This window comes from Mitsuokella multacida DSM 20544, assembly GCF_000155955.1.
In the GTDB taxonomy this organism is placed as follows: domain Bacteria; phylum Bacillota; class Negativicutes; order Selenomonadales; family Selenomonadaceae; genus Mitsuokella; species Mitsuokella multacida.
This window is the reverse complement of the sequence record NZ_GG697142.2, coordinates 505,376-520,891: the sequence shown is the minus strand read 5'-3', so window position 1 is coordinate 520,891 and position 15,516 is coordinate 505,376. Positions and strand designations below refer to the sequence as shown.

Below are 15,516 nucleotides of genomic sequence, written 5' to 3'. Positions count from 1 at the left end.
GCAGGATTGACTTCTTCCAGCCACTCGGTTGTGATCTTGGGGACGGATTCCATGATGGAGATATGCTAGAGCATGCTGCGGGGGGCTGCGCCGTGCCAGTGCTTGATCCCGGCAGGGATGGTGACGGTCATGCCGGGACGGAGTTCGTGCGGGGCCTCGCCCCAGATCTGGTAAATCTGGTAATGAACGCGATGCCCGTCGCCTGCTGCGGCGCGTCCTTGATGGAGTCCTGGACGGCAGCCGCTTCGACTAGCATGGCATGGAGGGACATGGTCATGAGGCCGCCGGTCACCATGGCCGTGAGGGCCGCGAGAAAACGTCTCTGTTTCAGTTTCATGGGGAATCTTTCCTTTCTGTTCAGCTCGGATTGGTAATATCGTGAACCTGCATCAACTGTGTGCGGGATAGGCGCTTATTGGGCTTTGGCCTGCGCGGCTGCCGCGAAACAACCGTTGGCGATCTGGAGCATCCAGAGCGTGCGCGGGAAGCCGACGTAGGGGTTCATCGCCGTGATGATGCCGATGACTTCCTCTTTCGTCGCGCCGGCCGCGAGCGTGCCGTTGACGTGGCTGCGGAACTGCGCCTCGATGCCGAGCGTGCCGATGGCCGCGACCGTCAGCATCTCGCGCTCCTTGTGGCCAAAAGTGCCGCGCGTGTAGATGTCGCCGAAGCAGAAAGCCGAGAGGTCATCCTGCAGGTGCTTCTCGTACGCCGGCGTGTTCGCGCGCATCTCGGTGATGCGCTCCCCATACTTGCCCGTCTGGTAAGCGAGGCCCTTCTCGAAGCGGTCCGCGTCCGTCGTCGTGCCCTGCGCTTTAAGCGGCAGTTTCACGCCGTGACGGCGGAAGACCTCATTCATCTGGCGCACGGCAGGCTCCGTCTTGGCAAAGCCGACGTACGGCGTGATGTGGTAGATGGCCTCGCGAATCTGCAAGGGCGTTGCGCCGGCCGCCAGCGCCTCCTCGACGGCACGAGGCAGCAGGTCCGCGTTCTGGTTCGTCGCCAGCACGCTGAGCACGACGAGCGACTGCTCGACCGGCGTGATTGTCATCTGCTCGGCGATGTCCCCGTAGATGTACTTCTTCATCATGTCTGCATACTCAGGATCTGTCTTTTCCAAAGGGAAAGCCTCCTTGCCATGAAGCTTCTCGTAATTCTCTTGAGCTATCCTGCCCCGATTATAGCCAGAAAGCGTCGATTCTCCCGCGGCTACTGCAGGTTTCGACTCAGCTGTCAGGCCAGTCGAAGCTTTATCCGGCGATGCTTCTGCCGGAACCTGCAAGAGCGTCAGAAAGCTTGCAGAAGCCAACCCCAAAAGCATCATATGCCACCATTTCTTTTTCATGCCTGTCATCCTTTCTCATGACCAATACCTTCCCTATTGTCCCCGACCATCTTCAGCCGATATATCTTGCTCATCTCTTGCTTTTATCATAAAGAAAACGAGGCTTCAGCAGAAGTCTCGTTTCGTTAGGCAGTATTAACTTATAGTTTTCGGACAGAATGGGCTCATCCCTTGGACAAAACCTTGCGGACAGCATAAAGGAACCGGCTCACAGCCGCCGAGGGCTGCGGCGCGTGCAGGATACCGAAGGGGATTGCATAGTCCCATTCCACAGGAATCATGCGCATCAGCGGGTGGATGTCCTTCCACTCCGGCACGCCGATGAGCAGGCTCCCCTCATTAACGCAACGATTGAACATATCAATATTGTAAAACGGGAATTCCTTCAGATGAATATCTGGATGATTCATGACAAGATCCTTACGTAAATCATCCATCACCTTGGACCAGCCCGGCTGAATGATATTGATTGTTTCATCTTCGAGTTCCGAAAGCGTCAACCGCTCTTTGGCCACCAGCGGATGGCTGAGTGGTACCGCCATGCAGAAGGGCTCACGGCGGAGCTCCATGCCCTCACATTTTCCCTGCAGATGAAACATACTCTCGTCAAATACGCCTGCGACCACATCGATGTTCGCGCCGAGATGCGTGAGGATCTCGCGCGCGTTCTCCGGCGTGTTCTCGAACGACACGAGCTGGAACTGCAGGTCGGGACTGACCTCCTGCAGTTTCGGCCAGAGATTCAGCAGGAAATTCGTCGGCGTCATGACCGAGATGCCAATGCGGATGAGCTGCTGTGTCTCCTGCATGGCCTTGCGCGCCCGCTCTACGGCGTCCTTGCTGTACTGGACGAGATACGCCGCATCCCTGTAGAGCGACTCGCCTGCCTTCGTCAGCTGCAGGCCGCGATGCGTGCGCTCAAAGAGGCGCAGGTTGAGCCGTGCCTCCAGCAGGTTGATCTGCTTGATGACGGCCGGCGCCGAGATGAAGAGCGCTTCCGCCGCCTTGCTGAAGCTTCCTTCCTCCGCCGCTTTCATGAAGGTTATCAACTGTGGATTGTACAAAGTCCTACTCCCCTCTCATTCTGCTCACACGGTCTCTCTACTACTATACTGCCACACTCATCCCAGCACGTGCAAGAGAATTTCCTCGATCTCTTCATCCGTGAGCTTCTTGGCGCAGCCCGGCGTGCGGATGCTCGTCACAGCGACCGCATGCAGCATGGCCTTGTCCTCGATGCCCATCGCCTTGAGCGTCGTCGGCAGGCCGATCTCCTCGATGAAATCCGCGAACTTCTCCACTCCGGCCAATGCCGTCGCGAGTTCCGACTCCTGCTCTGCGACGCCAAAGACCTCGCGCGCAAGGCGGGCAAACTGCGCAGGAGCCTCCGGTGCCAGATGGCGGTAGAGCTCCGGCTGGATGACGGCCAGGCCGCAGCCATGGTTGCAGTCCGTATAGGCGCCGAGCTGATGCTCGATCATGTGGCACTGGAAGTCCGTGACCTTGCCGAGTTTCAGCACGCCGTTCTCCGCCATGGCCGAAGCCCACATGAGCTCCGAGCGCGCCTGCATGTCCTCGGGATCCGCCTTTACCTTGCGGATGTTCTCGATGACCGAGCGCATGACCGACTCATTCATCACATCCGAGAGGTTCGGTTCGCGCGGCGTGCCGAGGTACGTCTCGAGGCAGTGACTCAGCGTGTCGAAGGCGCCCGAGATGACCTGTCGCATCGGCACAGTCTTCGTGTAGTACGGGTCGAGCACAGCAAACGAAGCCGCCGTGCCCCAGAGCGGGCCCTTCCAATTCTTCTCCTCGTAGGTGATGACAGCGCCGGCATTCTGCTCGCTGCCCGTGCCCGAAGCCGTGACGATGACGCCCATCGGCACGCCAGCCGTCGGCACCTTGTGCTTCGCGTACTCGTAGTCGTAGAGGTCCTCCTCGAGCGCGGCCTGTGCCGACACGGCCTTGCAGCAGTCCGAGACGCTGCCGCCGCCGACTGCCAGGATGAGGTCAATTTTATGTTCCCGTACAAGACGAGCCCCCTCCTGCACTTTGCGATACGTCGGATTGCTCATGATGCCCGCAAACTCCGTGACTTCCTTGCCCTGTTCCTTGAGAATGGCCAGGAGCTCGTCATAGATGCCATTGCGCTTGACGCTGCCGCCGCCATAGGCCAGCAGGACATGCTTGCCGTACTTCGGCAGTTCCTCGGCGAGTGCCTTATGCGCCGCGCCCTGACCAAAGTAATTCTTCGTCGGATACGAAAAAGTAAAAGCTTCCATTTTTCTCTCTCCTATTCTTGCCGGCTGCCCGGTAACCAATCGATACTTCCATTCCCTCTCGGGAAGCTCTATACTGAGTGTATCAGCCGGTTGTTACTACCGGTCAAGCACATTTCAAAAAAAGTTTTCTCTTTTTGTTCTATCGTTTTATCGTACGGAGTTGATCTCATCATGCCGATATATACTATGAAGCAAGTCTGCGAAGCCGCCAATATGAAATACGAGACGCTGAAGTTCTACTGCAACCAAGGACTCATCCCCCATGTCAAGCGCGACAAGAACAACCATCGCATCTTTGACGAGCACGACCTCGGCTGGGTCAAGAGCCTCAACTGTCTCAAGAACTGCGACTTCACGATTGCCGAGATGAAAAAATACCTTGCGCTCTGCCTCGAGGGCGTGCCCTCCATCCCCACGCGCCAGCAGATGCTCGCCCGCAAGGACGAGGCCCTGCACGAGAAGATTGCCGCCATCCAGGAAGCCATCGACTACATCGCCTGGAAGCAGGGCTTCTACCGCGACGTCCTGTCCGGCAAAATTCCCTACAAGAGCGATCTGCTGCCCAGCGATGACGGCGACGGTACGGACGAGAAATGATTGCATCTATTGCCCAGCAAAAAACCACTTGCCTGCGAGCGCGGCCCGCACAAGTGGTTTTTCTGTCTCTGCTTATTTTGCTGCGCTCAGCGAGCGGACCCACTCCACGACCTTGGCGTCGTCAAGGCTGCCCGTGAAGCACGTGCCGTCCTGCCAGTTGCCCTTGCCGCCGGCCATCTCGGCGAGCAGCTTGCCGCTGTTACCGAGTGGCGAGATGCCGGCCGTCGCGAACGTCACGACATTCTTGCCCGTGAAGTCATTGGCCTTGACGAAGGCATCGACCGGCCAGGCCGCGATGGACCACCAGATTGGGTAGCCGAGGAAGATCGTGTCATACGACGCCCAGTTGTCCGGCACCGCCTTCTGCAGCTGGATCTTCTCGCGCAGCGAGGTATCGTCGCGCTCACGGGTCGTGCGGCTGTTCTTGTCATGAGTGTCGAGGTCCGCCTCCGTGTAGGCCGGATTCGGCACGAGCTTCATGATGTCGGCCTGGCGCTCCTTGGCGATGACCTTGGCCACGCGCTCCGTGCGGCCCGTCGCCGAGTAATAGACGACGAGCGTCTTGCCGCCCGCTGCCACAGCACCTGCGGAAGCGGCGGTTGCGCATGAGATGCCAGATGATCGGCAGCAGCAAGCCCACGCCCACGGCCTCATGCAGCACAGGCGGCAGGTAGAAGAACGTCATCTCAAAGACGAGCATCATCAAGAGCAACACATCCAATAGATATCTCATGGCTTCACCTCTCTCGTTTCCCGTAATAAACTAAAAATCTCCTGCCAAAACCTTAGATGTCCAGCAGGAGATTTTTGATAGCCAGATGCCCTTTTTTGCAAGCTCTGCTGCTTCCTCGCCTGTGCCCTCTGTTTACCGGAAAGACTTCTCATAGATTTCCAGGTAATCTTCATCGGACAGCGGCAGCGGATCGGCGGTAATATCTCCGCCCAGCACCTCGTGGACGCGCTGTGGATACAGTTTCATTTCTTCCCTGGTGATCCCGGCCTCGCTCATCTTCAGGTCGGCGCAGTCGATGGATTCCAGCAGAGCGTCCAGAGCGCGGATAAAGTCTTTGCCGGAACTGGGGTCCTTCACGCCCATCGCCCGCGCCATCTTGATCATCGGCTCCTCGGCAGCCTGACGCTCCGCAAAGAAATCATAGTAGGCGTGGGCGATCATGATCAGCCCTGCGCCATGAACCAGATTCTCGTGATAGCTGCCCATAACGTGCTCCATCGTGTGGGCGGAGGTGCAGTTCATGTAATAGCCTGCCAGCGTGTTCGCAATCGCCATATAGTAACGGGCCTCTTTGTTGGCTCCGTCCTTGTAGGCAATGGGCAGATATTTGGCGACCAGTTCGATGGCTTTCAGCGCAAACATCTCTGCCACAACATGCTCGTTCTTGTTGATGACGCTCTCCGAAGCATGGAAGAAAGCGTCCATGCCCTGATAGGCCGTAAATTTCGGCGGCACGCTCATCATCAGGTCGGAATCGACAATGGAGAGGGTCGGGAACATGGAGGGGAAGAAGATGCCGGTCTTTTCCTTTGTGGCGTTGTTGGAGATCACCGCAGCCATGTCCACTTCGCTGCCGGTTCCGGCAGAGGTCGTGATCGCCACAATGGGGATGGCGTCAAAGGGAGGGGTCTGCTTGCCGCCCTGGCTACTGAGGGAATAGTCCCAGATGTCACCGGGGTTCGCCGCCATCAGCGCAATGCATTTGGTACAGTCCATGACAGAGCCGCCGCCCAGAGCCACCACGAAATCGCAGCCGTTTTCTTTCACCGCCTTTGCGCCGTCCATGACGTTCTCACGGGTGGGGTTGGAGCGGATCTCATCAAACAGGGCATGCTCCACACCGGCCAGCTCCAGCTCTTTTTCCGTGCGGGCCAGATAGCCATACTTCTTGACCGACTGCCCGTTGGACGTGACGATCAGCGCCTTTTTGCCGGGGAGCTTCTGCTCGTGCAGAGCGCCCAACTGACCGGCTCCGAAAAGCACACGGGTTGGCATGTCAAAAACAAAGTCTTTCATCTTGAAAACCTCCATACGATATTTATACTTTGCTGATGTGTTCAACTTACGTTTCAAGTATAGCGCCCTCCGCTGGCAATTTCGACGCTATATCTTAATATCTATCGTGGTAAATCCTTTGGGAATGTCCTGCCAGAGATATATTTTTTACTTCCGGCAAACGACTGGCGTAGACGACAACATCATCAATGTTTTTCGGCCAAAGCATTTACCAATTCCTCGGCAATCATGTGGTCGGATGCCGGATTCTGTCCCGTGATAAGTTCGCGGTCACGCACAACATGGCCTTCGTTCAAGGGCGCGTGTTCCACGATGCCACCGGCAATTTGCAACGCATCGGCGACATAGAAGGGCAATTTCCCTTTCAATACATTCTCCTCAACAGGATATTCCTCGGCATTGGAGTAAATCGTCATGCGATAACCGGCATACTGCCAGTTTTTGCTTTTCTCTGCTTGCTCGTCAAAAGTACCGGACACAAGAGCCTTGCGATAACCTGCCGGGTCATCAAGAGCCGCAAGGGAAGCAATCGGGCCGTGGCACAGGAAGGCAGTCGGCTTGCCCTTTTCATGGAAATACCTAAGCACCTTGCCAAAATCCTTGTCCTGCATAAGATCGTTCATCGGTGCATGACCGCCGGGGACATAAACGGCTGCATAATTATCGAGCCCCTCGGCGATAGCATCCTTAATTTTGATGGGATGGAGCATAACGGGGTCGTGTTGTACAAAATCCAATGCCTCGTCAAGAGCGGCTTGGTTGCCATGGAACAGAGCGACATTGTTGGAAACCTTGTCCATGACGGGAATATCGCCCTTTGGCGTAGCCAAAACGACTTCATAGCCCTCCTTGATCAGACGCATGCTAGGCACCGCCAATTCGTCAAGGAAATAGCCCGTCGGGTCAACCTTTCCGTCCTTCAACGTGAGCGTGTTCGTACTGGAGGCTACGAGCAAAACCTTCCCTTTGGATGCTGCCTCGTTGGATGCTGCCTCGGCGGATAATGTCGGCACCATAAGCATCAAGGCCAACATGAACAATAAAATCTTTTTCATGAGAATCTCCTCCTCGCAAGATTACATCAAATCCATCTTATCCCACAATGTGACTACCATAGAGCGAAGGCCGCTCGCCCGATATGCCCATATATTAGCACGCCCTTTTTCCTCTGTCGCTAGTGAATTTTAATATGTTCTATGGTAAATCTTAAGATTATGTGGTATGATTGGAGACAATAAAGGGGTGAACCATCATGAACAAGCTGCTGACGCTGGCCATAGACAAGTTAGGGCGCGATTGGGCGAACTTGAACTGGGAGTTTCGGGAGTTCGAACTAAACGGCGCGAAGGATAAGATGTCCCAATGGCAGGGCGACCCTGCGGAGGATATTATGGTCGTGGTATTCAAGGGGAACCACATCGAGGAACCATTCCACCGTCAGGACTTCTTCTTTATCGACTACGCCTATCAAATGGATTACAACGCCCTAAGTGCCAAGTTTGACAATCTCATCACGGTACGCGAGGGAGACTGCTACATCGGTCAGCCCTTCAGCGGCTATGCACTCAGAGGTGACAGCGAGACAGAAGACATCATCATGATTGGAGTCCACATCAAGAAAGACACCTTCTTCCGCGAATATCTGTCGGCACTATCTATGGATGCGAATATGTTTCGTTTTTTCCTCGATCCGCGTACGGATAAGTTTTCCGATGAGTTTATTCACCTGTCCTTTGAAAAGGTTTCACCCGTTCGTAGCCTGTTGGAAATCATGGTGTTGGAGTATGCCGACAAAAAGGAAGATACGCAAAAAATACTAAAACCCATGGTGCTGTCGTTATTCCTCTATATCGCCAGACAATATCGGCTTCAACAGTTTATGCCCGCAGGTGAAGCACTGGAAGACAGAATCGTTCAATACATCAACTCTCATCCCGAATCCGTCACATTAAGGGATATTGCCGAGCATTTTTCTTATCATCCCAATTACATCTCCTCTCTCCTCTCCAAAAGGATTGGAAAAAATTTTCGGAAATTGTCTTGGAAAAGAGAATGGACAGGGCGGCAATCCTTATCAAAGGCACCGACCTGTCCGTGGAAGAAATTTCGAGCATGGTAGGCTATAGCAACACGAGCAATTTTTACAAGGCGTTTCGCGAGTATTATGGAGTAACACCAAGGGACTATGCGAAAAAAAGTTGACAATGAGCTTACGTGTCTAATATCACACATCCATATTCGTCCCATCCCGGAATACCACAGTCATGCCGCCATCCAGGAAGCCATCGACTACATCGCCTGGAAGGCAGGGCTTCTACCGCGACGTCCTGTCCGGCAAGATTCCCTATACGAGTGATCTGTTGCCCAGCTATGACGGCGACGGCACGGACGAGAAATGATCGCACCTATTGCCCAGTAAAAAACCACTTGCCTGCGAGCGCGGCCCGCACAAGTGGTTTTTTCTGTCTCCGTTTACTTTGCTGCGTTCAGCGAGCGGACCCACTCCACGACCTTGGCGTCGTCAAGGCTGCCCGTGAAGCACGTGCCGTCCTGCCAGTTGCCTTTGCCGCCGGCCATCTCGGCGAGCAGCTTGCCGCTGTTGCCGAGTGGCGAGCTGTAGGCCGTCGCGAACGTCACGACGTTCTTGCCCGTGAAGTCGTTGGCCTTGACGAAGGCATCGACCGGCCAGGCCGCGATGGCCCACCAGATCGGGTAGCCGAGGAAGATCGTGTCATACGACGCCCAGTTGTCCGGCACCGCCTTCTGCAGCTGGATCTTCTCGCGCAACGAGGCGTCGTCGTGCTCGCGACTCACGCGGCTGCTCTTATCGTTGTAGTCGAGGTCCGCCTCCGTGTAGTCCGGATTCGGCACGAGCTTCATGATGTCGGCCTGGCGTTCCTTGGCGATGACCTTGGCCACGCGCTCCGTGCGCCCCGTCGCCGAATAGTAGACGACGAGCGTCTTGCCGCCCGCTGCCACAGCACCTGCGGAAGCTGCCGAAGACGACGTGCCAGCATCATCAGCCGCGGCACTGCCCGACGGCTGCCCCGTCAATGACGACAGGCCGCAGCCTCCGAGGACCATAGCCATCATGCTCATGCCACCCATTTTCAAGAATTCTCTGCGATTCATGCGATTCATTTCAAGCGCGCTCCTTTCCAAAGCGATAAAAGCCAACCGATTTCTGCGAATACGATGATGATGCCGACCTGCGTCAACGCGTAGCCAGCGCCGCTATACGAGAGTGCCGGTGCCATGAAGATATGCGCGCCCTGCAGGCGCTCGATGAGCAGGTCCTGCTGCGCCGCGTAGATGCCGCCCGCCCCGAGCAGCCCCCCGAGGCCGAGCAGGAGCATCCGCGCCGGCAGCGGCCGCGCAGTGATGCCCGCCGCATGCAGCCAGCGCTGCCACCAAGCCGGCAGATGCCAGCCAAGATGGAGCCCCGCCAGCACGAGGAAGTAGCGCGCCGCCGTGCTGTGCAGCTGATAGAGAGAAGGATTGCTGCGCAGCGAGAACGGCACGACGTCGGCAAACAGCACACTCGACGTCAGGCAGCCGCTAACAATGGTCACAAGGCACGAAACGACGAGCAAGATGTTCAGCAGGAGCCGCACAAGGCGCGGCCCGTTCCAGCGCCCGCGCCCCAGCGACGCGACATAGCGGCGGTTGAGCGCAAAATGCCAGCAGACGGGCAGCAAGAAGGCCACCCCCATGACTTCATGTAGCACGGGTGGCAGATAGAAGAACGTCATCTCAAAGATGAGCATCATCAGCATCAGGATGTCCAATAAATATCTCATGGACGCACCTCCCGCATCTCCCGCACCGAGCGCTCCCAGCCAGCCGGTCTGGCGTCGTCGGGCAAGCTCTGGCGCACGATCTCCTGCGTCATGCGCACGTAGTCGTCCTCGGGGATATGCCCCTGCCGCAGCACACACGTGAAGCAGAGCCAAGCGTAGATGAGCCCTGCAAGGACCAGTGCACCGGCCAGCCAGCCATGCCAGTCCTGCCTTCCTTTACGCAACACCATAGATTCTCCTTCCCGGAACAAGACCTCGCTTGCTCCCATACTCCAACGATATCATCCGGTAGCATCTACCGGTCAAGTCTTTTCTGCTCCAGTTCGTAAATCATGTAGTCGATGCACGCGAGTTTCTCCTGTGCTACATGCAGGTCATCCATGAGCCTGCGTCGGTGGCGCCTGAGGAAGCAGAGACGCGCCGCATCGTCCGGCAGCGCAGCGAGCTCGCGCTGGCAGACATCTGGATTGAATCGTTCTCGTTCCTGTCGCTCTGCCAAACATGTTCTTGCCATTCAAAATCCTCCTGTACATTCGCTTCTTGATATCCTCATTTTAAGCGCTCTGCTCCACAATGTGAAATGCTTATATCTTAACTTGTGCCATACATTTTTTCTATCAAGCGCTTGCGAAAAAAGCATCTGCTCCCTACAATAGAAGCAGATGCTTTGAACGTATAAAAGGGGGAATTTTTGAGATGGAACTCCGCACGTTATCGTATTTCTTGGCTGTGGCCAGGGAGCAGAACATGACTGAGGCGGCCAATGTGCTGCATGTGACGCAGCCGACGCTCTCGCGCCAGATTGCGGACCTCGAGGATGAGCTCGGCAAGAAGCTCTTCACGCGCACGAGCCGCAACACCCTGCTGACGGAGGACGGCATGCACCTGCGCCAGCGGGCCGAGGAGATCCTCGCGCTCGTCAACCAGACGGAGGACGAGCTCAAGAACGACACGATTGACCTTTCGGGCTGCATCCGCATCGGCGCAGGCGAAACCCATGTCGTGCACCTGCTTGCCGACCTCTTCGTCAAACTGCATGACCGCTACCCGCGCCTGACGCTTGAACTCTTCACGGGCAATGCCGACACCGTCGAAGAAAAGCTCGCACATGGACTGCTCGACTTCGCGCTGATGATTGAGCCATTCAACGTGGAGCACTACAACTTCATCCGCCTGCCCGAGGTCATGCGCCTCGGCGTCGTGACGCGCGATGACAGTCCTTGGGCCCAGAAAGACGGCATCACACCGGAAGACCTCAACGAGATGCCGCTGATGATTCCCTCACGCCAGTCCGCTAATCGCTTCGATTTCCGACAATGGTCGCAGGGCAAGGTAACAGACGAAACGCTCCACATCGTAGGACGCTTCGATCTCATCGGCAATGCCGCCCACTTCATCCGCGCAGGTTTTGCCAACACCATCAGCGTCGACGAACTGCTGCAGCTTGAGACCGGCCATCTGAAATTCGTACCGCTGAAACCGACACTTTCCCTGACCGCCGTCATCGTCTGGAAAAAATACCGCCTGCTCTCCCGGTCCAGCACAGTCTTCCTCAAAGAGCTCCGTCAGTGTATCGACGAAGCGTCAGAAGCGGATTCCCAGGCCCAGCAACCCTCCTGAATCGATTTGATGTGCCCTTATAGTTTTGCACCCATCTGCTCCGCCATATCGCCGAACTTCGAGTGCTCGACGAGCGAGCGCGAGCCGCAGCCGATGCCGAGCACTTTGCCGGCATCCTGCCATTCCATGTAGCGGACCAAGGTATCATAATGGTCAACCAAGGCCGACATCGTCCAGTCATCACGGTTGTAGGCCGTCGCCATCAGGATGGACTTCTTGCCGTGCAGCTTGCCCGTGCGCGAGTAGAAGCGATCGACAATCGTCTTGAGCTGTGCCGACATGCCGAAGTAGTAAAGCGGCGTCGTCAGCACGAGCAAGTCCGCCTCGAGCATCTTCGGCATCAGGGTATTCTCGATGTCATCCTTCCAGATACATGGGCCGTCCATATGGCATTGGTCGCAGCCGCGGCACGGATGTGTATCGCTGTTGGCCGCATCAAAGGTGAAGACTTCATGGCCAGCCTGCGTCGCACCCTTCGTGAAGCGGTCGGCCAGATAGATGGATGTCGACTCATCGTGTGGATGAGGACTGCTCGTAATCACAACGATTTTCATTTGTTTCCCTCCCGAAACACTGCCTGCTGCCTGTGCAGCACCATCAGATGATCCTGCTGAAGAGCCTTTGATTGCCGACAGACCACACCCGCTCAGGAAGATGGTCATGGCCCCCATGCCCGTCAGCTTCAAGAATTCCCTGCGATTCATATCTGCCACACTCCCTTCTCTTTTCGATACTTCTATCTTACCCGCTTCACGCCACAATGTGAAATGCTTATATCTTAGCTTGCGTTATACAATTTTTTTATCAGGCGCCTGCCAAAAAGCACCTGCCCCTAAAATAGAAGCAGATGCTTTCGAATCAAATGCTTATCGCAACAATTCTGCTATCCCAATGATATGTATCGCTGACGGTTCAGCAGGACAATGGTATTCACAGGAGCCACAACCAATGCAGGCCGCATCATCGACCACGGGATAACTGCGCCCGTCGCGGTCCTCGACCATCGTGATGGCTTGCGTCAGGCAATGGCGTGCACAATTGCCGCAGACAATGCCATCCCGCGTGATGAGGCATTGCTGCTTGTCATAGCGGGCCAGCCCGATCTTGGTCTGCTGCTTTTCCGCCAACGACAGCGGACGGATTGCACCGGTCGGGCAGGCCGCGGAACAGAGATTGCAGTTGTAGACACAGTACCCCTGAGAAAAGTCCATGTGTGGCTGCAATAGGTGCAAGGCACCATTTTCTGGGCCAGAAGATAACAGGACGCCGCTTGGGCAGCGGCTGACACAGAGGTGGCAGGAGGTACAGTGCGTATAGAAAGAATCCGCAGACTGCGCACCCGGCGGCAGGATAGACGCTTCCCCCTCAAGACCCCAAGCACCGACAGCCGCCGACATGGCAGACCGACTGCGCACGAGGCCCGCCGCCACCGTGCCGATGGCAAGGGCCGTCGTGCCCAAAAGTTCGCGGCGCGTCATGACGGGGCCGGATGGCGGTGTATCCGCAGGTTCAGTCTCTGTCATTCTGACCTTTTGCTGCGCATGATGCGATCGAGAAAAATGCAGCGCATCTTTTGGGCAGAGGGTCAGGCAGTCAAAGCAGTCGACACAGCGGCTGCTGTCTATGACCCCAGTTTTTGCATCGATGCAGGCAGAAGGACAAGTTCTCTCACAGGCACCACAATGGATGCAGCGGTCCGCGTCAATGACAGGGCGGAACACGCTGAACCGGCTGACCGTCCCCAGCAGCGTCCCCACCGGACAGATGGTATGGCAGTAGGCGCGGCCATGACGCCATGATAAGGCAACCAGCACGATCAAGTAAATGCCCGCCAAGACTGCTGCCCATGCAGACGGCTGCTGTACCTCTGTCTTCATCAGCAGTGGCAGCCAGTCATATCGCTCGCTTAGGCCCACAATCGCGTTCCACCCATAGGATACCGGAAGCGCAAACAGATCGTTGAGGATGCGCCCAAAGATGCTGTACGGATCGACTAGTCCGAGAAAGAGCGGATAACCGAATAATATGGACAGCCCTGCCAAGAACAAAACCGCATAGCGCAGGCCGCGCCGTTCGCGGGCAAAAGCAAATGCACGGCGCTTTTTCCTGCGCCTTCCTGACAGCCAGATCACGAGGTCCTGACTGATGCCGAGCGGACAGAGCACACTGCAGTACACGCGGCCAAAGAGGAATGTCACCGCGAGAATCAGTGCCAAGGCAAGGAAATTCTCCGCCAAAATTGCCGGCAGGAACTGCCAGTGCGGCAGCACTGGCACGAACAGGCCGCCGAAGGTCAGCACCATGACGAGCAGCATCCCCAGAGATACGATAATCCGTCCCTTCCGAAGCATTCAGAGCACCTCCTTCCCCGTTTCCCTGCTCAGGCGCTGGACCAGGTCATCGATGGCCCGTATTTCCTTCGGGATATCGATATGCTGCGGGCAGCGCGGCAGGCATGTGCCGCAGGCCGTACAATGCGACGCCCTCTGCGAGCGTTCCAGATTGTTCTTGTAATGCGCGAGAAACGCTTCTTTTTGGCGAGCAGATGCCCGCTCGGGATACTCAAGGTCTAAGCCAGCTGCTTCGCCATAGCGCTTGTAGATCCGGAAGACCGAGGCGATATCGACGCCGTACGGGCAGGGATCGCAATAGCGGCAATACGTGCAGGGAAGCGCCCCGCTGTCGCTGGCCTTGCCGAGTGTCTGCTGGATAGCGCGTGCCTCTGCCGTCGACAGCGGCTCAAAATCCATCATCGTCTGGACGTTGTCGAGGACCTGTTCCAGATTGCTCATGCCCGAATTGAGCGTGATGACACCGTCGAGAGAGCCCACCCAGCGTAGGGCCCACGAAGCCATGCTCGCGTCTGGCCGCTGCGCTTTCAGGATGGATTCCGCCGACTCCGACAGGCTGGCCAGATTGCCGCCTTTGACCGGCTCCATGACAAAGATGGGCACATCCTTCTCCCGGCACTTGCGATAGAGGTCGCCGGCCTGCCGGCTTCCGGACGGCGCCTCGCCAGGCTCATTCCAGTCCGCGTAATTGAGCTGGATCATGCAGAAATCCCAGGGGTACTGATCCATGAGATGATAGAAGAACGGCACATCGCCGTGGAACGAGAAGCCCAGGCTGCGGATGCGCCCCTGCGCTTTCTCCTCGCGCAGGTAGTCGAGGATTCCCTGATCGATGTAGAGCCGGACAAACTCCTCCTGGCTACTCAACGAGTGGAGCATGTAGGTATCGAAATACGCGACCTGACAGCGTTCAAGCTGCGTCTGGAAAATCTCTTTGGCCTGCGACAGGTCCGTGAGCATCGGTGTCGGCATCTTATCCGCCAAGAAGAAACTCTCGCGAGGATATTTCTTCAGCACCCCGCCCACAAAAGACTCCGACTTCCCATCGTGATAAAACCAGGCCGTATCGAAGTAATTGATGCCATGGCGATAGGCAAAGTCGATCATCTTCTCGCTGAGCTCCGCATCGATCTCCCGCCCAGAAGTCGAGAACTTCGTAGGGAACCGCATGCAGCCAAAGCCGAGTATCGGCAGTTCTTGTCCAAGCGGCGCAAAATAGCGGCGCGTGACCTGCCCCATGGTCTCACCTGCTTCTTCTGCCGCCTTGTCACGGTCGAGGAATGACAAGATCTCTTCGCGATTGAGGAACGCACCAGCGGCTGCCACGCCAGCCAAGCCACCAAGCGCCTTCAAGAAACTCCGCCGATTGATTCCATTTTGCATAAGAACATCTTCCTTTCATCCAAATGATAGGATGAGCATGCACCGTGAACAACGACAAAACAGCCCAGTGCATCTGCATGCACGGGACTGTCTCTCATCGATGCCTGGC

The 15,516-nt window shown here is 56.5% G+C and carries 19 protein-coding genes; 5 read left to right on the top strand and 14 right to left on the bottom strand.

The window, feature by feature from the left end:
• Positions 1 to 127: 127 nt before the first annotated feature.
• From MITSMUL_RS09225 to MITSMUL_RS09210, 4 genes are all read right to left on the bottom strand, one after another.
• Positions 128 to 337, bottom strand: coding sequence for a hypothetical protein (locus MITSMUL_RS09225; protein WP_005842054.1), 210 nt, complete (start codon positions 335 to 337; stop codon positions 128 to 130).
• Positions 338 to 412: 75 nt separating this feature from the next.
• Positions 413 to 1,120 carry a carboxymuconolactone decarboxylase family protein gene (locus MITSMUL_RS09220; protein ID WP_211205238.1) on the bottom strand — a complete coding sequence of 236 codons (708 nt, stop codon included), beginning with the start codon at positions 1,118 to 1,120 and terminating at the stop codon, positions 413 to 415.
• Positions 1,121 to 1,509: 389 nt separating this feature from the next.
• Positions 1,510 to 2,409 carry a LysR family transcriptional regulator gene (locus tag MITSMUL_RS09215; RefSeq protein WP_040636146.1) on the bottom strand — a complete coding sequence of 300 codons (900 nt, stop codon included), beginning with the start codon at positions 2,407 to 2,409 and terminating at the stop codon, positions 1,510 to 1,512.
• A 57-nt stretch (positions 2,410 to 2,466) separates the two neighbouring features.
• The gene (locus MITSMUL_RS09210; RefSeq protein WP_005842048.1) at positions 2,467 to 3,627 is read right to left on the bottom strand and encodes an iron-containing alcohol dehydrogenase; all 1,161 of its coding nucleotides are present in this window, start codon (positions 3,625 to 3,627) and stop codon (positions 2,467 to 2,469) included.
• A gap of 171 nt (positions 3,628 to 3,798) precedes the next feature.
• Here MITSMUL_RS09210 and MITSMUL_RS09205 point away from each other — a divergent pair, with 171 nt between their 5' ends.
• Positions 3,799 to 4,224, top strand: a complete 426-nt coding sequence (locus MITSMUL_RS09205) for a MerR family transcriptional regulator (protein ID WP_005842046.1) — start codon at positions 3,799 to 3,801, stop codon at positions 4,222 to 4,224.
• 72 nt (positions 4,225 to 4,296) lie between these two features.
• Here the strand turns inward: MITSMUL_RS09205 and MITSMUL_RS09200 are convergent, their stop codons facing one another.
• The 3 genes from MITSMUL_RS09200 to MITSMUL_RS09190 form a co-directional block, all read right to left on the bottom strand.
• Positions 4,297 to 4,878 carry a flavodoxin gene (locus tag MITSMUL_RS09200; protein ID WP_050751669.1) on the bottom strand — a complete coding sequence of 194 codons (582 nt, stop codon included), beginning with the start codon at positions 4,876 to 4,878 and terminating at the stop codon, positions 4,297 to 4,299.
• Between the two features lie 211 nt (positions 4,879 to 5,089).
• A complete protein-coding gene (locus MITSMUL_RS09195) occupies positions 5,090 to 6,253 on the bottom strand; it encodes an iron-containing alcohol dehydrogenase (protein ID WP_040636144.1) in 1,164 nt (387 codons plus the stop codon).
• Positions 6,254 to 6,438: 185 nt separating this feature from the next.
• A complete protein-coding gene (locus MITSMUL_RS09190) occupies positions 6,439 to 7,308 on the bottom strand; it encodes a type 1 glutamine amidotransferase domain-containing protein (RefSeq protein ID WP_005842040.1) in 870 nt (289 codons plus the stop codon).
• 197 nt (positions 7,309 to 7,505) lie between these two features.
• Here MITSMUL_RS09190 and MITSMUL_RS09185 point away from each other — a divergent pair, with 197 nt between their 5' ends.
• From MITSMUL_RS09185 to MITSMUL_RS13125, 3 genes are all read left to right on the top strand, one after another.
• On the top strand, positions 7,506 to 8,372 hold the full coding sequence (locus MITSMUL_RS09185) for a hypothetical protein (RefSeq protein WP_005842038.1): 867 nt from the start codon (positions 7,506 to 7,508) through the stop codon (positions 8,370 to 8,372).
• Complete coding sequence (locus MITSMUL_RS13180; RefSeq protein ID WP_211205237.1) at positions 8,306 to 8,455, top strand: helix-turn-helix domain-containing protein; 150 nt, start codon at positions 8,306 to 8,308, stop codon at positions 8,453 to 8,455. Before MITSMUL_RS09185 ends, MITSMUL_RS13180 begins: the two co-directional genes overlap by 67 nt.
• 62 nt (positions 8,456 to 8,517) lie before the next feature.
• Positions 8,518 to 8,652, top strand: coding sequence for a hypothetical protein (locus MITSMUL_RS13125; RefSeq protein ID WP_005842036.1), 135 nt, complete (start codon positions 8,518 to 8,520; stop codon positions 8,650 to 8,652).
• A 73-nt stretch (positions 8,653 to 8,725) separates the two neighbouring features.
• On the opposite strand, the gene MITSMUL_RS09180 is transcribed toward MITSMUL_RS13125, so the two are convergent.
• From MITSMUL_RS09180 to MITSMUL_RS09165, 4 genes are all read right to left on the bottom strand, one after another.
• The gene (locus tag MITSMUL_RS09180) at positions 8,726 to 9,394 is read right to left on the bottom strand and encodes a flavodoxin (protein ID WP_005842034.1); all 669 of its coding nucleotides are present in this window, start codon (positions 9,392 to 9,394) and stop codon (positions 8,726 to 8,728) included.
• Positions 9,391 to 10,053 carry a DUF4405 domain-containing protein gene (locus tag MITSMUL_RS09175; RefSeq protein ID WP_005842032.1) on the bottom strand — a complete coding sequence of 221 codons (663 nt, stop codon included), beginning with the start codon at positions 10,051 to 10,053 and terminating at the stop codon, positions 9,391 to 9,393. The genes MITSMUL_RS09180 and MITSMUL_RS09175 overlap by 4 nt, the downstream gene beginning before the upstream one ends.
• Positions 10,050 to 10,283 (bottom strand): hypothetical protein, encoded by a 234-nt coding sequence (locus MITSMUL_RS09170; protein WP_040636143.1) that lies wholly within the window; start codon positions 10,281 to 10,283, stop codon positions 10,050 to 10,052. Before MITSMUL_RS09170 ends, MITSMUL_RS09175 begins: the two co-directional genes overlap by 4 nt.
• A gap of 65 nt (positions 10,284 to 10,348) precedes the next feature.
• Positions 10,349 to 10,567: a hypothetical protein gene (locus tag MITSMUL_RS09165; RefSeq protein WP_005842028.1), complete on the bottom strand. Its 219-nt coding sequence runs from the start codon at positions 10,565 to 10,567 to the stop codon at positions 10,349 to 10,351.
• Positions 10,568 to 10,749: 182 nt separating this feature from the next.
• Between MITSMUL_RS09165 and MITSMUL_RS09160 the strand changes: the two genes are divergently transcribed.
• On the top strand, positions 10,750 to 11,673 hold the full coding sequence (locus MITSMUL_RS09160; protein ID WP_005842024.1) for a LysR family transcriptional regulator: 924 nt from the start codon (positions 10,750 to 10,752) through the stop codon (positions 11,671 to 11,673).
• A 17-nt stretch (positions 11,674 to 11,690) separates the two neighbouring features.
• On the opposite strand, the gene MITSMUL_RS09155 is transcribed toward MITSMUL_RS09160, so the two are convergent.
• The 3 genes from MITSMUL_RS09155 to MITSMUL_RS09145 form a co-directional block, all read right to left on the bottom strand.
• Positions 11,691 to 12,227, bottom strand: a complete 537-nt coding sequence (locus tag MITSMUL_RS09155) for a flavodoxin family protein (protein ID WP_244944590.1) — start codon at positions 12,225 to 12,227, stop codon at positions 11,691 to 11,693.
• Positions 12,228 to 12,539: 312 nt separating this feature from the next.
• On the bottom strand, positions 12,540 to 14,024 hold the full coding sequence (locus MITSMUL_RS09150; RefSeq protein WP_005842021.1) for a 4Fe-4S binding protein: 1,485 nt from the start codon (positions 14,022 to 14,024) through the stop codon (positions 12,540 to 12,542).
• Complete coding sequence (locus MITSMUL_RS09145; RefSeq protein WP_248614842.1) at positions 14,025 to 15,350, bottom strand: aldo/keto reductase; 1,326 nt, start codon at positions 15,348 to 15,350, stop codon at positions 14,025 to 14,027.
• Between the last annotated feature and the right edge of the window lie 166 nt (positions 15,351 to 15,516).

Excerpts from the sequence above, each read along its gene's own strand:
- MITSMUL_RS09210 (WP_005842048.1), bottom strand. The coding sequence starts at position 3,627 with ATGGAAGCTTTTACTTTTTCGTATCCGACGAAGAATTACTTTGGTCAG.
- MITSMUL_RS09225 (WP_005842054.1), bottom strand. The coding sequence starts at position 337 with ATGAAACTGAAACAGAGACGTTTTCTCGCGGCCCTCACGGCCATGGTG.
- MITSMUL_RS13125 (WP_005842036.1), top strand. The coding sequence starts at position 8,518 with ATGCCGCCATCCAGGAAGCCATCGACTACATCGCCTGGAAGGCAGGGC.
- MITSMUL_RS09205 (WP_005842046.1), top strand. The coding sequence starts at position 3,799 with ATGCCGATATATACTATGAAGCAAGTCTGCGAAGCCGCCAATATGAAA.
- MITSMUL_RS09180 (WP_005842034.1), bottom strand. The coding sequence starts at position 9,394 with ATGAATCGCATGAATCGCAGAGAATTCTTGAAAATGGGTGGCATGAGC.
- MITSMUL_RS09195 (WP_040636144.1), bottom strand. The coding sequence starts at position 6,253 with ATGAAAGACTTTGTTTTTGACATGCCAACCCGTGTGCTTTTCGGAGCC.
- MITSMUL_RS09165 (WP_005842028.1), bottom strand. The coding sequence starts at position 10,567 with ATGGCAAGAACATGTTTGGCAGAGCGACAGGAACGAGAACGATTCAAT.
- MITSMUL_RS09190 (WP_005842040.1), bottom strand. The coding sequence starts at position 7,308 with ATGAAAAAGATTTTATTGTTCATGTTGGCCTTGATGCTTATGGTGCCG.
- MITSMUL_RS09160 (WP_005842024.1), top strand. The coding sequence starts at position 10,750 with ATGGAACTCCGCACGTTATCGTATTTCTTGGCTGTGGCCAGGGAGCAG.
- MITSMUL_RS09185 (WP_005842038.1), top strand. The coding sequence starts at position 7,506 with ATGAACAAGCTGCTGACGCTGGCCATAGACAAGTTAGGGCGCGATTGG.
- MITSMUL_RS09200 (WP_050751669.1), bottom strand. The coding sequence starts at position 4,878 with ATGAGGCCGTGGGCGTGGGCTTGCTGCTGCCGATCATCTGGCATCTCA.
- MITSMUL_RS09170 (WP_040636143.1), bottom strand. The coding sequence starts at position 10,283 with ATGGTGTTGCGTAAAGGAAGGCAGGACTGGCATGGCTGGCTGGCCGGT.
- MITSMUL_RS09150 (WP_005842021.1), bottom strand. The coding sequence starts at position 14,024 with ATGCTTCGGAAGGGACGGATTATCGTATCTCTGGGGATGCTGCTCGTC.
- MITSMUL_RS09175 (WP_005842032.1), bottom strand. The coding sequence starts at position 10,053 with ATGAGATATTTATTGGACATCCTGATGCTGATGATGCTCATCTTTGAG.
- MITSMUL_RS09155 (WP_244944590.1), bottom strand. The coding sequence starts at position 12,227 with ATGAAAATCGTTGTGATTACGAGCAGTCCTCATCCACACGATGAGTCG.
- MITSMUL_RS13180 (WP_211205237.1), top strand. The coding sequence starts at position 8,306 with ATGGACAGGGCGGCAATCCTTATCAAAGGCACCGACCTGTCCGTGGAA.